The 17,574-nt window shown below is 48.7% G+C and carries 14 protein-coding genes; 5 read left to right on the top strand and 9 right to left on the bottom strand.

Going from position 1 to position 17,574, the window contains the following annotated elements; translation table 11 throughout:
• Positions 1-40: 40 nt before the first annotated feature.
• The gene (locus tag ACR6Z4_RS08265) at positions 41-169 is read right to left on the bottom strand and encodes a hypothetical protein (protein WP_479716766.1); all 129 of its coding nucleotides are present in this window, start codon (positions 167-169) and stop codon (positions 41-43) included.
• 205 nt (positions 170-374) lie between these two features.
• Here ACR6Z4_RS08265 and ACR6Z4_RS08260 point away from each other — a divergent pair, with 205 nt between their 5' ends.
• A complete protein-coding gene (locus ACR6Z4_RS08260; RefSeq protein WP_479716765.1) occupies positions 375-599 on the top strand; it encodes a hypothetical protein in 225 nt (74 codons plus the stop codon).
• Between the two features lie 87 nt (positions 600-686).
• On the opposite strand, the gene serS is transcribed toward ACR6Z4_RS08260, so the two are convergent.
• The 5 genes from serS to ACR6Z4_RS08235 all read right to left on the bottom strand — a co-directional run bounded on the left by serS (position 687) and on the right by ACR6Z4_RS08235 (position 6,378).
• Positions 687-1,964 (bottom strand): serine--tRNA ligase, encoded by a 1,278-nt coding sequence (gene serS / locus ACR6Z4_RS08255; RefSeq protein ID WP_479716764.1) that lies wholly within the window; start codon positions 1,962-1,964, stop codon positions 687-689.
• Between the two features lie 215 nt (positions 1,965-2,179).
• The gene (locus ACR6Z4_RS08250) at positions 2,180-4,414 is read right to left on the bottom strand and encodes a glycoside hydrolase family 57 protein (protein WP_479716763.1); all 2,235 of its coding nucleotides are present in this window, start codon (positions 4,412-4,414) and stop codon (positions 2,180-2,182) included.
• A gap of 214 nt (positions 4,415-4,628) precedes the next feature.
• Entirely contained in the window at positions 4,629-4,868 is a 240-nt protein-coding gene (locus tag ACR6Z4_RS08245) for a NifU family protein (RefSeq protein WP_479716762.1), read from the bottom strand.
• Between the two features lie 96 nt (positions 4,869-4,964).
• On the bottom strand, positions 4,965-5,615 hold the full coding sequence (locus ACR6Z4_RS08240) for a DUF3386 domain-containing protein (protein ID WP_479716761.1): 651 nt from the start codon (positions 5,613-5,615) through the stop codon (positions 4,965-4,967).
• Between the two features lie 451 nt (positions 5,616-6,066).
• Positions 6,067-6,378: a slr1957 family protein gene (locus ACR6Z4_RS08235; protein WP_479716774.1), complete on the bottom strand. Its 312-nt coding sequence runs from the start codon at positions 6,376-6,378 to the stop codon at positions 6,067-6,069.
• A 900-nt stretch (positions 6,379-7,278) separates the two neighbouring features.
• On the opposite strand from ACR6Z4_RS08235, the gene ACR6Z4_RS08230 reads away from it, so the two are divergent.
• Entirely contained in the window at positions 7,279-7,914 is a 636-nt protein-coding gene (locus ACR6Z4_RS08230) for a response regulator (RefSeq protein ID WP_479716760.1), read from the top strand.
• Between the two features lie 352 nt (positions 7,915-8,266).
• On the opposite strand, the gene ACR6Z4_RS08225 is transcribed toward ACR6Z4_RS08230, so the two are convergent.
• The gene (locus tag ACR6Z4_RS08225; RefSeq protein WP_479716759.1) at positions 8,267-10,231 is read right to left on the bottom strand and encodes a transglycosylase domain-containing protein; all 1,965 of its coding nucleotides are present in this window, start codon (positions 10,229-10,231) and stop codon (positions 8,267-8,269) included.
• A gap of 560 nt (positions 10,232-10,791) precedes the next feature.
• Between ACR6Z4_RS08225 and tyrS the strand changes: the two genes are divergently transcribed.
• The 3 genes from tyrS to ACR6Z4_RS08210 all read left to right on the top strand — a co-directional run bounded on the left by tyrS (position 10,792) and on the right by ACR6Z4_RS08210 (position 13,612).
• Positions 10,792-12,024: a tyrosine--tRNA ligase gene (gene tyrS, locus ACR6Z4_RS08220; RefSeq protein ID WP_479716758.1), complete on the top strand. Its 1,233-nt coding sequence runs from the start codon at positions 10,792-10,794 to the stop codon at positions 12,022-12,024.
• Between the two features lie 199 nt (positions 12,025-12,223).
• On the top strand, positions 12,224-12,943 hold the full coding sequence (gene pyrF, locus ACR6Z4_RS08215) for an orotidine-5'-phosphate decarboxylase (protein WP_479716757.1): 720 nt from the start codon (positions 12,224-12,226) through the stop codon (positions 12,941-12,943).
• Positions 12,944-13,612 (top strand): hypothetical protein, encoded by a 669-nt coding sequence (locus ACR6Z4_RS08210; RefSeq protein ID WP_479716756.1) that lies wholly within the window; start codon positions 12,944-12,946, stop codon positions 13,610-13,612.
• A gap of 217 nt (positions 13,613-13,829) precedes the next feature.
• Here the strand turns inward: ACR6Z4_RS08210 and ACR6Z4_RS08205 are convergent, their stop codons facing one another.
• Both ACR6Z4_RS08205 and ACR6Z4_RS08200 read right to left on the bottom strand, forming a co-directional pair.
• Entirely contained in the window at positions 13,830-14,672 is an 843-nt protein-coding gene (locus tag ACR6Z4_RS08205; RefSeq protein WP_479716755.1) for a dienelactone hydrolase family protein, read from the bottom strand.
• 429 nt (positions 14,673-15,101) lie between these two features.
• Positions 15,102-17,483, bottom strand: coding sequence for a phosphoketolase family protein (locus ACR6Z4_RS08200; protein ID WP_479716754.1), 2,382 nt, complete (start codon positions 17,481-17,483; stop codon positions 15,102-15,104).
• Positions 17,484-17,574: the final 91 nt, after the last annotated feature.

Here is a 17,574-nt window from a genome sequence, read left to right as displayed (position 1 = left end):
TCATCTGATGAGTAGCATCAGGTGACCTTTTTCGATTTAGCTAGTTTTGGCTTAATATTGGCTTAATAGGGGTATGCTGCTCTAAGTGCCGCAGCCAAACCGTCATCAAGTTGCGAGGATGAAACTTAACCTGATCGCCAACGGTCTTTGTGTAAGGTGCAGTACTCACTTTTGGTATGATTCCTTGGGGTGGAGCGTTGCACAAGCCTTGAATCAAATAAGATTGCAGATCACTTTTTGTACAAAGTCCAATATGCTTTTCAGTCTGATTATTTATATTTCTCAATACTTGTGCTTCAATAGTTACGCTTCATTGCAAATTGAGAAGTCGGCTAGTGTGACATGATAGTTTTTTAACCGTTGACCCACTTCACATGAGTTTAGAGAGGAAGAACACTTTGGCTTTGCACGCTGATCCCATCTCCAACCCTTCTTGTCGTGAAGATTTTAGCCAGTATGTTGCCCATCTTCAGCTTCACATGGCGCTTCAGGCTCGTAATCTTGTCCCCACCTTGACCCAGACTGCTGATAGCCGCGAACAACTCCTGCATCAAACCCAGGCTCACTTTGAGAAGTTCGTCTCCCGACAGGCTGTTTAGCTGATTTATAATTAAATCTAAAAGGGGCGATGTATATCGCCCCTTTTTTTATGATTTTCAGTGCTAACCTTGGTTCTACTGAAGTGTTTACAACACGTCTCTGCCCAGATATGGTCGTAAGGCTTCGGGCAAGAGAATGGTGCCGTTTGGTTGTTGGTAGTTTTCCAGGATAGCTGCCATTGTGCGCCCTACGGCTAGCCCTGATCCATTAAGGGTATGGAGAAGTTGGGTTCCTTTTTTTCCAGCTTCTTTAAACCGGAGATTGGCGCGACGTGCTTGAAAGTCGAAGCAGTTGGAACAACTGGAGATCTCGCGATATTTGCCCGATGAAGGTAGCCAAACTTCTAAATCGTAGGTTTTGCCAGAGGCAAAGCCCAAGTCGCCTGTGCATAGTGCAATGACTCGGTAGGGCAGCTTCAAGGCTTCTAGGATAGCCTCGGCGCTTTGAGTCAATGATTCTAACTCATCGGCTGAGGTGTCAGGGTGGACGAACTTGAACAGTTCTACTTTATGGAATTGGTGCAGACGAATTAAGCCGCGTGTGTCTCGCCCATAGCTACCGGCTTCACGTCGGAAGCAAGGGGTAAAAGCGCAATGGTAAATGGGTAGATTGTCTGCTGATAAAATTTCGTCTCGATAGAGGCTGGTAACGGGTACTTCTGCGGTAGGGGTCAGCCATAGATCATCGCGATCGCACTTAAAGCTTTCATCAGCAAATTTAGGCAACTGCCCGGATGCTGTCAGCGATGCCGTATTGATCAGATAGGGCGGCAGCACTTCGATGAAGCCTGCTTTCAGGTGTTGATCAAGCATAAATTGGATCAATGCCCGTTCTAATGCTGCTCCTGCGCCGATCAATGTGACGAAACGACTTTGGGCTATTTTTGCCGATCGCTCAAAATTCAAAATGCCCAATGTCTCACCAATTTCCCAGTGCGGCAGAATGTTGGGATTTTGGGGTAGATACTCGTCACCCCAACGACGCACCTCAACATTGTCATCCTCCGTTTTGCCTATCGGAGTCGATTCGCTAGGAAGATTGGGGATGGTCATCAAAATAGCGTCTACCTGGGCTTTTAGATCCTTTTCTCGCGGTTCTAATTCGCTCAGTTGGGCTTTGATCTGGTTGCCTTCCTCACGCAGTCCCTGAACCTCCTGGCTTTGAGGATCAATTCCAGATTTTACTTTTTGACCCACCAGCTTACCAATTTCGTTGCTGCGTGCCTGGAGTTGCGATCGCTCCATTTCCAGCATTCGTTGCTGTTGATCTAGTTCCAGAATCGGTTTTAGATCGTAATTGCCTCGCAAACTCAGGCGTTCTTGAACCGTTTCTGGGTTCTCTCGTATTAATTTCAGATCTATCACGAACTTCCCTCAGATTTTTGGCTGCTCACTGCCATGCCAATACATAAGGATATCTCTATTAGGGGTTAGGTGTCAGGAGTTAGCGATTGGCTAATAGCAATTAGAGAATGTTTGAAAAGTTTTACTAGTAGCACACTGTTTCAGATCCCTACTTTTATCCTTTTATCCTTTTATCCCTTTATCCCTTTATCCCTTTATTCCTTCACCCTCTTCACCTACGGCACATTCACCGGGATCAGGGCATCTTCTGGCAAATAATTTACAAATCGCCCTTCATCTGCCAGCATGGCGACGATTCGCAGTGACCAGTCCGGTTCAGCATGCGGCATATCTGCCCAAGGGATAGCAATTTCCAGGCAAGAATCCAGCCCAACTTGCGCCCGCGTGTGATGAGAGTGCCATTGATAATGTTCTCCAGCTTCCTGGAACCAGGTTGCTTTGGTCACCAGGTTAATGCCGAGATGGTGATGGAATAGATAATTCATCGGCGCGTCGTCCGGCACTTCTGCGAGAGGAGCGGGACTGTTGTGCATTGGGCGATCGGGATAGAACCACAAGACGTGCAATTCAGATGGTAGATCTACTCCCGGCTTGACCCCTGTTTTGAAATCCAGGCGGAGGTAGAAGTTTAAGTGGTCTACACCGTACCAGATACGCTGGATCAAGCTGCTCCGGTGCATGGTGCCGCGTGCACCACCTACTTCGATACGTCCCGCTTTGTCCCAATCTTGCTCGTCGCCGCGACCGTCGATAATGGGGTGGATAAAACTTTGAGGTGGGTGGTCACCCTGGGCGGCATGGACTTCTACAGGATGGCGAACGTCGGCGGGAACAGGTTCGTTGAGAGCGGTATAGAGGGCAGCAAGGTGCTCTCGAAATAGTTGATCGAACATGGCATCCTGGTTGGAGGAATGCCCTTCCCCAAACCACCAAAACCAGTCGGAACCTTCGGCAGCGTAGAGGGCTTCCCAGGCTTCGGGGTTGGCGTCTTCGGTGGCTTCTGGATGATTCGCCAGGACTTGTCGGGCTTGGGTCAGTAGATCCCAGGCACGATTTTTTGCCGGATCGCCAATCCAGGTAGTAAAGTTGCCATCGACCCAAGAGCCACTGTGGAGATTGGCAGTGGGTAACGTTTCGGTGGGTGGAAATTGTTGAATAAATTCTGAAACGGTGACAAGTTTGATCCCCTCCTGTTCGCTCAAACTCTTATAGAGAGATTCCAGGAAAGGTTTGCCGTCTTGGGCGTAGTATTCCCAACAGTTTTCGCCGTCGAGTGCAATCGTCACCAGCCAGGGTTGTTCTAAGGCAGTACTGCCGCTGGTTTGATGCGATTTTAGCGATCGCCCGATCGCCTCTAAGTGCCCAATCAAATCGATGGCTGCCTGTTGAGGTTCCATCGCGCCATAGGTAAAGCCAATCAGGTCAGACAAACGGTGATCACGGAAAACGATCGCCAGATCTCCTTTTTCTGTTTCTAAGCGATAGGGACGATACATCAACTCAGGTTCGAGGACATTCCCTGATCCATCCCGATGGAAGAAGTGTTTGATAGTCCAGCCTAAAACCGCTTCATCAGAACACAACCATTGAAACCCTTGTTCTGCCACATAGGGTAGGATCGTTGGACTGACAGATTGTTCTGAAGGCCATAAGCCACGAGGTTCACAGCCAAAGCGGTCTTTATACATTTCCTTGGATTTTCTGAGATGCCGAGGAATGTCTTCTTCCCACTGAAAGCGCTGATGTGGCAGGGTCATCTCAGGGACTGCCACCCGTCCGGCATTGGTATCTGCCAGCAATGGCAAGATCGGGTGGGTGTAAGGGGTTGTGGTTACTTCTAACTGCCCTGTTTCTTGCATCTTGCGATGCTGAGGAATGATGCGACTCAGGATATCTTGTTGTTTACTGTAAATCCGTTGGCGATCGCTCAGGCTAAAATTTCGGTCTTGTTTGAGCCAGTGATCGATCTCGGCATCATCCCAGAATAAAGGATCGATCCAAGCCAGGTTGTGCCATGCCAGCAGGTCGCTAAAATCCTGTGCGTTCCAGTGTTCTACACACCAACCATGACCTTTATCCTGGCGTTGCTGAAACAGTTCTGCGTAGCGAGGATGGGGATCGACGAGGGTGCGATGGTTGCCGTCAAAAAAGTGATCAACAATAAATTGCTTTTGCTCCTGAGCCAAATGCTCAGTCGGCATGAGTGCTAACGATAGGTAAGGATCAAACGCTGTTCCTGCGACATAATCCTCAATTTGCATGATCAACGAGGGCACCAAATTGACCGTCTGGTGTAATTTAGGGTAGCGCTCTAGCATCAGCACCAGATCTAGATAATCTTTTGTGCCGTGCAATCGTACCCAGGGCAATCGGTATTGCCCCGCTGTCCGACTTTTGTACAGAGGTTGGTGTTGGTGCCAGATGAAAGCAACGTAGAGGGGATGTGGCATAGTCGTCAGAAGCAGCCTGGATAAAAAACAAACGAGGGAAGACTCCATCGCCTTCCCTACATTAAAACCTATTGTCTACAGCCATCCTAACTTTACTATTAAGCGGAAGTTAAAGCATCTCAGGATCTTAAATTTAATAAGCCCAAGCGTTTGTGTTGGAGTGCGCGGCACTGCCGCGCACTCCAACACAACTATCTAAAGGGTGTGCGTGATCCTAAATAACTTGTTCAACTTCAGCAATTTCAGGGATACATTCTCGCAGTTTGCGCTCAATACCCATTTTTAGGGTCATTGCAGAACTGGGACAGGACCCACAAGCGCCCTGTAAGCGCAACTTTACGATTGGACCATCGAGTTCGACGAGTTCGACGTTGCCACCGTCAGACATCAAGTAAGGACGTAACTCGTCCAATACTTTCTCTACATTGTCATTCGTCAGTTCCATTGTTTGCATAGTTCACCTTGCAAGCGATCGCGCTACTTTAAATTTTACTGGGGAAGGGAGTTATTGGCTGTTAGCCCATAACGAATTGCTAATAGCCACTAGCTACTAGACTAATGCCGGTGCCAACAATTTGATGTTCGAGAAACTAAATTCAGTGGTGGTTTTGGGTTCTTCTTGAGTGTTGTGAATAATTCGCTGAGTCAGAACGAAATAATCACCCACTTTCTCATAGTTGTCTTCAAATTCACTGGAACCCTTCAATTCACCTGTTTTGGGATCGTGGTATACAGAGTCATAGCGATGGGACAGATAACCCTCGCCTGTATTGTGGCTGCTAAAGGTATTGATGGTGACAACAATGCCATGGATATGGCGATGTACCATGCAAACCTCGTTATTTCGTACTTTGTAGCGATCGCCTTCTGACTTGCCCCCTACTACGATCTCAACGGCACCCGTTTCATCGGTTTCTCCAAACGAGAAAGTATTTTTCCCGTGAGTTTCATCAAATGTTCTCCGGATACGATGGATGGCGATTTCGCGAACTTGACCCAAAATCGACTGCTTTGCTTGCTCATCCGCGATCTCAGAGACATCTGTATTTAAATCGCGAGTCACACTAATCTTGGCAGTGTAAACCTCATCACCTTGCCGCAGCGTTACATCAGCCGTATAGCCAGGGAAGTTTTTGTCCCAGGTATAGCGATTCTCGTACGCTGCCCGAAATAGAGCACGAGCTTCTGGTTGTTCAGTCATCTGAAACTCTCCTAAACATCTTCCTGGAACCATTAAAAAAAGGTCTTTAAAAGAGTATGGTGTGAAATGCTTGATACAGAACGCAACCCATATCCTTCTTTACTGCCAGTCCTATTCTATACTCTGCCAAACTGCGCCAACCAATTGACTATAGCCTTACGCGATGACCTTAGAACAGATAATGAGTGTGAAAGCGACGCGTCGCGTCGCTTTCACACTCATGACCCTCCTGATTCTGGGCGCATGGTGCAGATAGTTAATTGGATGTTTGTTTAATTCTGTTTTTTCACACGATTATTGCCCGGTTGCTGTTGGGACAAAACCCTGAAACAACCGGGCAACTAAAAACTATGCCATTTTTAAGACTGTTCAGGGAGGTAAAGCGATCGCGCCGGAGCGTTGCAACTTTATTAGGCGCGCAAAGATTTCGCCTTTGCGTTCCTAAAATCACTCACTCATCTTCCATCAAAGCGACAACCACCGCACAGAAAGCAAAAGCTGCAATTAACGGTAAAGGACATTCCAGGTAATAGGTAAAAATAGCACCCAAACTTGCGGCAACCCATGCTGCCGTTCGCCAAATTCTTTCATCAGGACTTAACCCACGCTCTGCTTTAATCGTTCTCAGCGCATCATCCGGAATGGGAACTGGTAGCACGGCTTGGGGTGGAAATGCCCAGTAAGAACGGCGTTCGACAAACAGGTCAGTCCAACCATTGTCTCGACACCAAGCTTGAACCCATTCAAACGGATACTTCTTAATCATTGTCCAATGAAATGTAATACTAAACGTTGAGAAAGGCTGAGGTCAGAGTGTGACTAAAACCGAGGGTTCAGCTTGAGTAACGATCAAAATCTGACACTCAAAGCCAATGACTCGGACGTTGCAGAATCGATGCGTTAGCAAAAGACTCTTCAGATATTATTCAATTAATTTTGTTTTAGGAATTTATCTAAACGGCATATGCCACGATCGACGTCCTGGCGATGCTGCTTTGCTCAAACGATGAGCGACTGACAAAGATAAAAATAATGTTGCTTACGCTACAAAACTAAGCGCTTCAGCTTATTCCGTAGAATAACAGAGGTAAGTTTTTGCTTCTAGCCCGTGACATTAAACGTTACTTAATCTCTCTTTACACGATCTAAGGATCACGAGTTAATTAAAAACCGGACGTTTATTTTTGAAAGCGCGGCTCCGCCGCGCTTTCAAAAATAAATATGGCGTGAAGCGTACGGTGTTGAAAGAGAATGGTGCGAAGTGTGTCTCTCTCAACACCCGTCATTTATCCCGTCGCGAGACACCATAGGTTTAGTGGTGTTTCTAGCACAAGTGTTGATGGGTTAATCATCTGAGGTTTGGCAATTTATCAAATCATCAAACGTTAACAAGATTTAGGGTTGGTCATGGGAAATCCGGATGATTAATAGATGGAAGGGAATATATATTAAAGAGCAAGGCAAGCCATCGTACTTATTCCAATTAAGGATAAGCTCAATTGTTTGTGATCACTCCAGCCTGAGAACCGGGTATTTTGAACTGTGAGTCGGCTCAGATTTTTAACGCCAGTATTTAATTTCATAGAGCGATTGCATCTTAATTTTTTTGATCAGGGGCTTCTCGGTTAAACCTTTATCTACGTCATTCAGACCTTTGTCAGCTATGGCAAATCAGAAGATCCTGATTGTTGACGACAGCAAAACCATTCGGATGCAGATTAAAGACATGCTGCCGAAGGGTAACTTCGAAGTCTTAGAAGCCCAAGACGGCATGGAAGCTCTGGATACCATCATTCAAAAACGCCCTAATCTAATTTTGTTAGATTTTTTTATGCCCCGGATGAATGGATGGGAAGTTGTTCAGAAAATTCAAGATCATCCTAAATTAAAGAATATTCCTGTCGTGATGATGTCAGGGCGTCGGGAAGATGTCGAAAAGGCAGTACCTGAACTCTTCACGTACTTTGAGTTTTTGGCGAAGCCGTTTGACGCTGATGTCTTGATCAAAGCCATCAAGATCGCTAACGGCAAAGCCCGACAACGCCAGCAAATTTTGAAAACAGAACTGTCTGTAGCTCAGCTGTCGAATGGGCACTTGTCTGCTGCAACGCTGACTCAACTTCCAGAGACAAAACAGGCGACGATAGAAAAAGCAACTCAGCGTGATGAGGTGCAGGAGTTAAAGGCTGAAGTTCAAAGTCTAACAGAGCAAAATACTCAGCTGCGCAAAGAGTTAGATAGTTTGAGAAAACAGGTTCATCAAATTTTGGTGTTTATTCGACAAAAGATGAAGACCTGAGACGGTCTATGTCCGTCTATTCATCTGAGAAAGGCTTTCAAAGCCCATAGCAATTCTCAAGGGCGTAATGTGCAAGCGGTTGTGTGAGAACTGCACGAAGCGCGGCTCTCACACAACCGTAAAATTTATCCAAGCGCAAAGCCCTATAGCGTTATGTTTTCACGTCAGGACGTTGGGGTGTGGGGCGGTGCCCCATGCAACGGTTTTACCCCTGCACCCTGTCCTGACCTACAGCGCTTCGCGCTTGAATATGTTTAGATTTTTTGTTGTGTGCCGCGCTCCGCGCGGCACACAACAAAAAATCTGTGGCTTAATCAATTGAAAATGGCTGTAAGTGCGTAGCGCTATAGGATCAGGGTTTGGGAAACTCTGACATGGGGCGGAAGGTTTCTACAGGTGTATCTTGTAAGGCTTGTTCCATAAACCGTTTCCAGACGGGTGCGACGAATGTGCCTCCGGTGGAACCGCCTCTGAGTGGGCTGTAATCGTCATTGCCAACCCAGATGGCAACGGAGAGTTGAGGAACGTAGCCAACGAACCAGATATCTCGTTGGTCAGAGGTGGTTCCCGTTTTACCAGCGGCCGGGCGATCGATTCTTGCGGCAGTACCTGTACCTCGATCGATTACTCCCTGTAGGGTATCGTTGAGGGCTGCGACTGCCCAGGGATCGAGCACCAATTGGGGATGGGGGGTGTTGTTCAACAACACTTGCCCGGAACTATCGGTTACTTGAACGATGAAGGTTGTGTCAGATTTCCAGCCGCCATTGGCAAAGGTTGCATAGGCAGATGCCATTTCCATGGGGGTTAGATCAACTGCGCCCAGGGGTAGGGAGGTGACAGGCTGAATAGGACTTTTGATTCCTAAGGTGCGACAAATTTCGATGACGCGATCGATGCCAACTTCTTGTCCTAATCGGATGGCTGGAACATTTCGGGAAAGCTCTAATGCTTTTCGGATGCTCATCGGACCGTAAAAACGTCCATCATAGTTGCGAGGTGAGTAGCTTTTGTACCCATCTGGATAAGTGACAGGACTGTCGTTGATAGTGGAATCGGGTGTGTACCGACCGCTGGCAAAGGCAGCGTAGTAAACGAAGGGTTTGAAGGCAGAGCCGGGCTGGCGCAAGGCTTGAATCGCACGGTTATATTGGCTGGCATTGTAATCGACTCCACCCACCATAGCTTTAACAAAGTGGGTTCTGGGATCGATCGCCACGAGTGCCATTTGATCTGCTCGGACGCGCGATTGTAACGCTGGATGTTCGTCTCTGACGGTTTGTTCTGCCAGACGTTGCAGGTTCAGGTCAATAGTCGTCTGTACTCGCATTCCACCTTTGAGCACGGCATCTTGCCCAAAGCGATCGATTAATTCCTGGACGACGGCTTCTGTGACGTAGGGAGCCTGACTTTGTTGAAACGAGGTAATTTGACCCAGGCGCAGGGGTTGTTTGAGGGCCGCTTGTTCTTCGGCGTCTGTAATCCAGTTGAGCTGGCGCATCCGACGCAGGACGATCGCCTGTCGGCGTTTGGCCAGTTGGTAATCCACAAAGGGGCTAAATTCTTCAGGTGCTTGGATGAGCCCTGCCATCATGGCTGATTCTGCCAGGGTCAGATCTGATGCTGATTTGTTGAAATAGCTTTCGGCTGCGGTTTCTACACCGTAGGTATTGTGACCCCAATACACCTGGTTGAGATAGACTTCTAAGATCTGGTTTTTATCAAAAACTTGTTCAACCCGAAGAGACAAGACGGCTTCGGCAACTTTTCGACTGATCGATCGCTCTGGGGTGAGAAATAAGTTCTTCACCAACTGCATGGTGAGTGTAGAGCCCCCTTCAACGGTTTGCCCTTCTGCCAGGTTGGCAAGTAATGCCCGCATGATGCTGGTGAGGTTGATCCCGTGGTGCTGATAAAATCGGCTATCTTCGATGGCAAGCACTGCCCGCTTTAAATCCGGCGAGATCTCATCGAGATCGACTACTTTACGGTTAGCTTCATCGTGGATGCTTTGCAGTAACGTTCCGTTGATGTCATAAATGTACGTCGTTTCTGCGGGAACGTAGTTGCGCAGAACCCGGACATCCGGTAAGTTGCGGAAGCTAATAGCCAGCCCAACCAATCCCCCTGCGATCACAGAACTCGTCAACATGGTGACGCCCAGAAGGGTTCCCGCCGTGACCTTGCCGACTGCCTGGACAAACTGCACTACTGGGGCAATCTCATCATCGGGTTTCTTTTTTTTAGTAGTGGGAGGTTTGTTGTAGGGCTTTTTCTTAGGCTGTCCTGGGCGCTGACTGGCTGTATTAGAAGACACGGTTCTATTTCGCACTAGAGGAGGTAGTTATCGTTCATTCAGATCAGAGAGCAGGGAAGCTCCTATGATAGGGGCATTGTCGAAATCTATCCGCAGATGTCCCAATAATATTCACATAAACTGAATTTACTTCAGCAATTAGATAGCGCGTAGAGGCGAGACATGACGAAGCAGTTGATGCTTTTTGAGAAAGCGACAGGTTAATTAATCTGTGATCCTCAGGAATAGGAATTAAATAACGTCGATGATTTAAGGATTACAAATTAATTAAAACCCGGAAGCCTATTTTTGTCAGAGTGGCGTCGCCGCGCCGCCAAAAAGAAATCTTTGGTTTTCTTAAATCCACGATCCTAAGTGTAGTAGTTTGGATATTTACTGAGTCAATCTTTCACGATTGCATATCCTGTGCCAGCTAAACGCCTTTGGCAGGATGGATGGGTGAGCGTCATTCCTGGAGAGGGATTTGACGGCTGGATTCCAGCCTGTGACACCAAAGGTTTTGATCTGTCACGGTATATTACTCAGTGAGTTTAACGAATTTAGATGGATATGTGCCAATTATGGCTCTTGAGCAACCCTCAAATATTAATTCTTCGCTGGCGTGGCTGTATCGGGGAACTGTTGAAATTTTTCCAGATCAGCCCGAGTCTCAAAATTTAGATGAAAATCTGGCGCAACGCCTGCTCCAAAGCGATCGCCCCTTACGGGTAAAATTGGGGATCGATCCAACGGGCACTGAGATTCACCTGGGGCATAGCATTGTATTCCGCAAATTAAGAGCATTTCAGGATGCTGGTCATACGGCTGTCTTGATTATTGGTGATTTTACGGCTCAGATTGGGGATCCGACGGGTAAGTCGGAAGTGCGGAAACAGTTGACAGCAGAGCAGGTGCGCCAGAATGCCGAGACCTATTTAGACCAGGTGCGCCCGATTTTAGATTTTGAGACACCGGGACGGTTAGAGATTCGCTATAACTCGGAATGGCTGTCGCAGCTAGATTTGGTCAAAATTTTAGACCTTTTGGCAACCATGACGGTAGGACAAATGCTTGCCAAAGAAGGATTTGCCGAGCGCTATGAAAAACAAACGCCGGTTTATTTGCATGAATTTTTGTATCCGTTGATGCAGGGTTACGATTCGGTCGCGGTGCAGGCAGATGTGGAGTTGGGTGGCACAGATCAAAAATTTAACCTGGCAGTCGGGCGAGATTTGCAGCGCCATTTTAACCTACGTCCGCAGTTTGGCTTGTTGTTACCCCTGTTGTTGGGAACGGATGGGGTGCAAAAAATGTCGAAGTCGCTGGGCAACTATGTCGGCATGAGCGAAGATGCCTTGAGTATGTACTCAAAGTTGGAGAAGACACCAGATCGGTTGATCAACGATTATGTTGAATTGTTGACCGATTTGCCATTGGATCAGCTACCGGAAAATCCACGCGATCGCCAAAAATTACTTGCCCTGGAAGTGACAACCCACTATCACGGTAAAGACTCGGCATTAGAGGCACAAAAAGCGGCGTTGACCCTGGTGCAGGGCGATGCTAAACAGGCGGAAGCGGTGCCAGAATTTTCCCTGACGGACGTGCAATTTCCTGCCAAATTGTTCTATATTCTGGCTGCCAGTGGTTTGTGTAAGAGCAGTGGCGAAGGTCGTCGTCAGATCCAGGGGGGTGCTGTACGGTTGGATGGCGATCGCATCCAAGATATCGAGATCACCTTTGCCGCTGCCGCTGACCTCGTCGGCAAAGTTTTGCAAGTAGGTAAGAATCGATTTGTGCGATTGATAGGTTAGGTGGCTAGTGTCGGTGGCAGAGACACAATAAATTGCCTCTCTACCGCATGAATCGTTGTTTACAGAATAAAGTAGATGACCAGCAATAATGACATCCCTCATGGTTTGGACGTGCGCGCCGAAGGCGCGCACGTCCAAACCATGAGTAATTTACGTTGTTTCGGTACTTAACGCATTTTTATCCTTATATCCTTCTCCTATGAACCCAGCCGATCGCATTATTGTGCCTCTTGATGTTCCGTCTGAAGCAGCGGCGATCGCGCTGTTGGATCAACTGCCGGACGTTACCTTTTGGAAGGTGGGGTTAGAGTTGTTTGTCAGTACGGGTGCAGGGATTTTGCAAACCCTGAAACAACGGCAGAAACAAGTTTTTTTAGACCTGAAATTTCATGACATCCCGAATACAATGGCAGGGGCATGTCGGGCAGCAGCGGGGTATGGGGTGACGTTGGCAACGGTTCATGCGGCGGCTGGAAAAGAGGCGTTACAAGCATCCCAAAAAGCAGCTCAGATAGGGGCAGAGCAGGCGGGTTGCACTCCTCCCCATTTAATTGCGATTACGGTGCTGACCAGTCTGACATCAAGGGCAGTAGCGTTTGAATTGAAAATTCCCTTAGAATTGCCGGATTATGCGCTCCAGATGGCTCTACTGGCGCAGGAGAGTGGTTTGTCTGGAGCCGTCTGTTCGCCGCAGGAAGTAGCGCAGTTGCGGCAGACCTGTGGGGATGACTTTTTGTTGGTTTGTCCGGGGGTGCGACCGAGTTGGGCAGAAGCGGGAGATCAAAAGCGATCGCTGACCCCTGCGGCAGCACTAAAAGCGGGAGCAAATTATCTGGTGATTGGTCGTCCGATTACAACGGCACCTGATCCGGCGATCGCCTTTCAACGGATTTGTGATGAATTGGCAACGGTGGTGTAAATGGATTCTAGATCGACGGTGCCAGACAAAATTTTGGGTAAGAGCGGTTGGGGACGGGCTGGCTGGGCTGTCGCCAGTATGGTTGTCGCAGGAGTATGGCTGGCGATGCCTTCGCACGCAATGCCGCTTAAATCAGCAGATCCATCTCAGGGTAAGCCTGTTGTCGCCGGGGCGATCGCCGAAGCCTCTGATTTTATTCGTCCGGCTCAAGCCTGTCCCAGAGATTTAGAAACCCTGGTGCCGTTATTGTTGCGGGATCTACCCAGTTATACGAATCGGGTGGTACAGCGATCGTTTAGACCGTCGCAATTGAGCGATCGCCCAGGTGTCATGATTGTTGCTGGACAGCCCGACTATGCACCCTTAAGTTTAGGACCTGGACTCTATACACCGTCAGATAGCGACGACGAACCCCGCCAGATCTTTTTTACCACCCTTGGGCGTCAATATGTCTCTGGGGTTGGGGTGCGGTTGCAAGAGTATCACTGGCTGTTTCTCACCTATTCTCAAGACCGTTGGCGACTGGCGCTGATGTTTTCTAGTACAGGAGACTATCCGGCAGACAGTCCGCCATCTTCGCCCGAAGATAGCAGTCAGGGTGCGATCGCCCAAGCAATTCGGCTGTGGCTGAGAGATTGTGCGGCTCATGCTGTGGAATCGAGTGGCTAGTGTTGCAAACACGAAATTTTGCAACATGGGGGTTTGGGGGCGTAGCCATCAAGAGGGGGTTTTACCCCCTCCACCCCCTCTAAAACTTTTAAGTTGGTGTACTAGTCAGGAGGATTGGTAGCGTGGCGTTGCTGATTTCAGAGATGAATTTGAACGTGAACCCTTCAGTTTCACGTTCAAACTCATCCCGATATTAAGCAATGCTTCTGCGCAGATGTTAGGAAGGGGTTGGGGCGATCGCCTGGTCAAACCAGTCTTGCATGCGTTGCCAGGCATCTGTGGCAGCATCTTGGCGATAGCTGGGACGGTAATCAGAATGGAACCCGTGGGGCGCATCCGCATAGACCATGATTTCAGATGATCCCCCGGCAGTCGCGATCGCGGTTTGCATTTGTTCGACCGTATCTAGCGGGATGTTTGTATCCATGCCGCCATATAGACCTAATACAGGTGCTTTTAGCTCGGCTGCCAGATCGAGGGGATAGAGGGGTTGCAACTCAGTTGCTTCGCCAACCAAGCGTCCGTACCAGGCAACTCCTGCTTTCAGTTGATCGCTGTGTGCTGCATAGAGCCAAACGATCCGTCCACCCCAGCAGAAGCCCGTAATCCCCAATCGGTCGATATCGCCCTGTCCAGAAGCGGCTGCCCAGGCGACGGTTGCATCTAAGTCAGACATGACCTGTTCATCGGGTACTTGTGCCACGATCGGGCGAATCTGCTCGACGCTTTCTAGCTGAGAGACATCACCCTGACGGACAAATAGTTCGGGGGCGATCGCCAGATAGCCTAGCTGTGCCAATCGACGGCAGATATCTTGAATATATTCATGCACGCCGAAAATTTCATGGACAACCAGGATAACTGGAAAGGAACCGGCTGTGTTGGGCATTGCGCGATAAGCAGGAATCTCACCATCGGCAACCGGAATACTGACGGCACCCGCAACCAGTTGATCGGCATCCGTTGTAATAGTTTGGGCAGAAATAGGACGAGCGGCGATCGCAAATCCTGCTGCCAGGGTTGCCAACAGCATTTCTCGTCGATTGAACATATTTTTCATTAGCCTGTTTCATCCTGAAGCTATGTTTTATGGGGCTGTGCGCTCGGAACCAGGGTGTTGATGTGCTCAACACCTCACCTGTTCTAACTCAATGGCGTCAGGTTACAGAAACCTCAAAAGGCAGAATACTCGCTACCGTAGATTGCTGCACCTCTCCCAGGTTTTAATTCAGCGATTTCTGGTGTTAATGGAGAGTCCTGCGAAGCAGGCTGGTAACTGTCTGCCTCCCCGATGGCTAAACTTTTAGAAGCACAAATTAATTAAACCCCAGAAATTTAAGGTTGGCAGCTCGGCGTCGCCGCGCTTCCAACCTTAAATCCGTCGCGATTGTTAAATCGCCAATGGGTAGTTTTAAAGAAGCAATGATTTTTTGGGGTGCAAGCATCGCCCGCACCCCAAAAAATCATTGATTTGCTAATTCACGATGACTTAATAGCTCCACTTCCAATCGCGGATTTCGGGCATATCTTCACCGTAGGTGGTGACGTAATGCTTATGTTCAATCAGTTTATCGTGCAGCATTTCTTTCACATGGGCAGCGGCAGCACCCAGGGAGGGAACGCGATCAATCACGTCATCAACCAGGCTGAAGCGATCGAGTTCGTTTAAAACTACCATGTCAAATGGAGTCGTTGTCGTCCCTTCTTCTTTATACCCCCGAACGTGGAAGTTTTTGTGATTGGTGCGGCGATAGGTGAGTCGATGAATCAGCCAGGGATAGCCGTGAAACGCGAAGATAACGGGTTTGTTTGTGGTAAACAGGCTATCGAAATCTTTGTCGCTGAGTCCGTGGGGATGCTCACTTTCGGGTTGAAGCTTCATCAGGTTGACGATATTGACGACGCGGATCTTGAGTTCGGGGAAGTTTTGTCGCAGAATATCGACGGCTGCCAGGGTTTCTAGGGTTGGGATGTCGCCTGCACATGCCATCACAACATCAGGTTCTACCCCCTGGTCATTGCTTGCCCAATCCCAAATGCCAATGCCTTTGGTGCAATGTTTGATGGCAGCATCCATGGTGAGGTATTGCAAGGCGGGTTGTTTTCCGGCAACGATGACGTTGACATATTGACGGCTGCGCAAGCAGTGATCGGTTACAGATAGTAGGGTGTTGGCATCGGGCGGCAGGTAGACCCGAATGACTTCTGCTTTTTTATTGACGACATGATCGATAAAGCCGGGATCTTGGTGGGAGAAGCCGTTGTGATCTTGTCGCCATACATGAGAGGTCAGCAAGTAGTTTAAGGACGCAACCGATCGCCGCCAGGGGATATGGTTTGTGGTTTTGAGCCACTTGGCGTGCTGGTTGAACATCGAATCAACCAGGTGAATGAAGGCTTCATAGCAGGAAAACAAGCCGTGTCGTCCGGTTAACAAGTAGCCTTCTAACCAACCCTGACAGGTATGTTCGCTGAGGATTTCCATGATCCGACCGGAGGATGATAGGTGTTCATCATGGGGCAAGGTTTCGGCAACCCAGGTGCGATCGCTAACCTCCAGCACATCTCCCAGGCGATTGGAAGCGGTTTCATCGGGACCAAACAACCGGAAGTTTTGGCTATCTAGATTTAACTTCATGACATCGCGCAAAAACCGTCCCATAACGCGGGTGGCTTCGGCGTAGGTCGTGCCAGGTTTATCGATTTTCAGGGCATAGTCTGCAAACGCTGGCATTTTCAGGTCGCGTAGCAACAAACCGCCATTGGCATGGGGGTTGTCACCCATACGGCGTTGTCCTTTAGGAGCCAGGTCTGCCAGTTCGGGTAATAATGTCCCGTTCGCATCAAACAACTCTTCTGGCTTATAGCTTTTCATCCAGTCTTCCAGCAACCTGACGTGCGCAGGACTGCCCTTCATTTCTGAAAAAGGTACCTGGTGCGATCGCCAAGAATCTTCGGTTTTCTTGCCATCGACTTCTTTGGGACCCGTCCATCCTTTAGGACTCCTGAGGATAATCAACGGCCATTGTGGACGCTGGGCAACGCCATTGTGGCGAGCATCGGTTTGAATATCTTGGATCTCCTGGATAACGATATCCAATGTGGCTGCCATGAGTTGATGCATGGTTTCGGGATCAGAACCTTCGACGAAATAGGGCTTGTAGCCATAGCCAATAAACAAGCTTTCCAGTTCGTCATGGCTCAATCGTGCCAGCACGGTGGGGTTGGCGATTTTATAACCGTTGAGATGCAAAATTGGTAGCACTGCGCCATCACGGGCAGGATTAAGAAATTTATTGGAATGCCAACTGCTGGCTAACGGTCCCGTTTCTGCTTCTCCATCACCGACTACGCACGCCACAATCAGATTGGGATTGTCAAATGCGGCACCATAGGCATGAGACACGGCATAGCCCAGTTCGCCACCTTCATGAATAGAACCGGGTGTTTCTGGGGCAACGTGGCTGGGAATGCCCCCCGGAAAGGAAAACTGTTTGAACAGATGGCGGATGCCTTCGGTGTCTTGCGAGATGTTGGGATAGTATTCGCTGTAAGTGCCTTCCAGATAGGTGTTGGCAACCAGACCGGGACCCCCATGACCGGGACCTGCAATATAGATCATGTCGAGATCATATTTTTTGATCATCCGGTTGAGATGGACGTAGATAAAGTTGAGTCCGGGTGTGGTGCCCCAATGTCCTAGCAGTCGAGGTTTGATATGGTCAAGCTGGAGGGGTTCTTGCAAAAGGGGGTTATCGAGGAGATAAATTTGCCCAACGGAAAGATAATTGGCAGCCCGCCAATAGGCATTCATTTTCCGGAGTTCTTCGCTCGATAGAGGTGTAGTTTGCGGAAGAGTTGCGACAACCATAAGACAAGATAATGTTGGTTGAATATGACAAGGGGTGCGGTTTTTACAGCGTTTGTTTAAATCAAAATAGCTGCGATCGCACGGCTAGATC

This window comes from Calyptranema fuscum S582, assembly GCF_055793305.1.
The sequence above is the reverse complement of the archived record's forward strand: the minus strand, read 5'-3'. Positions and strand labels throughout refer to the sequence as shown.

Excerpts from the sequence above, each read along its gene's own strand:
- ACR6Z4_RS08230 (WP_479716760.1), top strand. The coding sequence starts at position 7,279 with ATGGCAAATCAGAAGATCCTGATTGTTGACGACAGCAAAACCATTCGG.
- ACR6Z4_RS08250 (WP_479716763.1), bottom strand. The coding sequence starts at position 4,414 with ATGCCACATCCCCTCTACGTTGCTTTCATCTGGCACCAACACCAACCT.
- pyrF (WP_479716757.1), top strand. The coding sequence starts at position 12,224 with ATGAACCCAGCCGATCGCATTATTGTGCCTCTTGATGTTCCGTCTGAA.
- ACR6Z4_RS08245 (WP_479716762.1), bottom strand. The coding sequence starts at position 4,868 with ATGCAAACAATGGAACTGACGAATGACAATGTAGAGAAAGTATTGGAC.
- ACR6Z4_RS08260 (WP_479716765.1), top strand. The coding sequence starts at position 375 with ATGAGTTTAGAGAGGAAGAACACTTTGGCTTTGCACGCTGATCCCATC.
- ACR6Z4_RS08240 (WP_479716761.1), bottom strand. The coding sequence starts at position 5,615 with ATGACTGAACAACCAGAAGCTCGTGCTCTATTTCGGGCAGCGTACGAG.
- ACR6Z4_RS08205 (WP_479716755.1), bottom strand. The coding sequence starts at position 14,672 with ATGAAAAATATGTTCAATCGACGAGAAATGCTGTTGGCAACCCTGGCA.
- ACR6Z4_RS08200 (WP_479716754.1), bottom strand. The coding sequence starts at position 17,483 with ATGGTTGTCGCAACTCTTCCGCAAACTACACCTCTATCGAGCGAAGAA.
- tyrS (WP_479716758.1), top strand. The coding sequence starts at position 10,792 with ATGGCTCTTGAGCAACCCTCAAATATTAATTCTTCGCTGGCGTGGCTG.
- ACR6Z4_RS08210 (WP_479716756.1), top strand. The coding sequence starts at position 12,944 with ATGGATTCTAGATCGACGGTGCCAGACAAAATTTTGGGTAAGAGCGGT.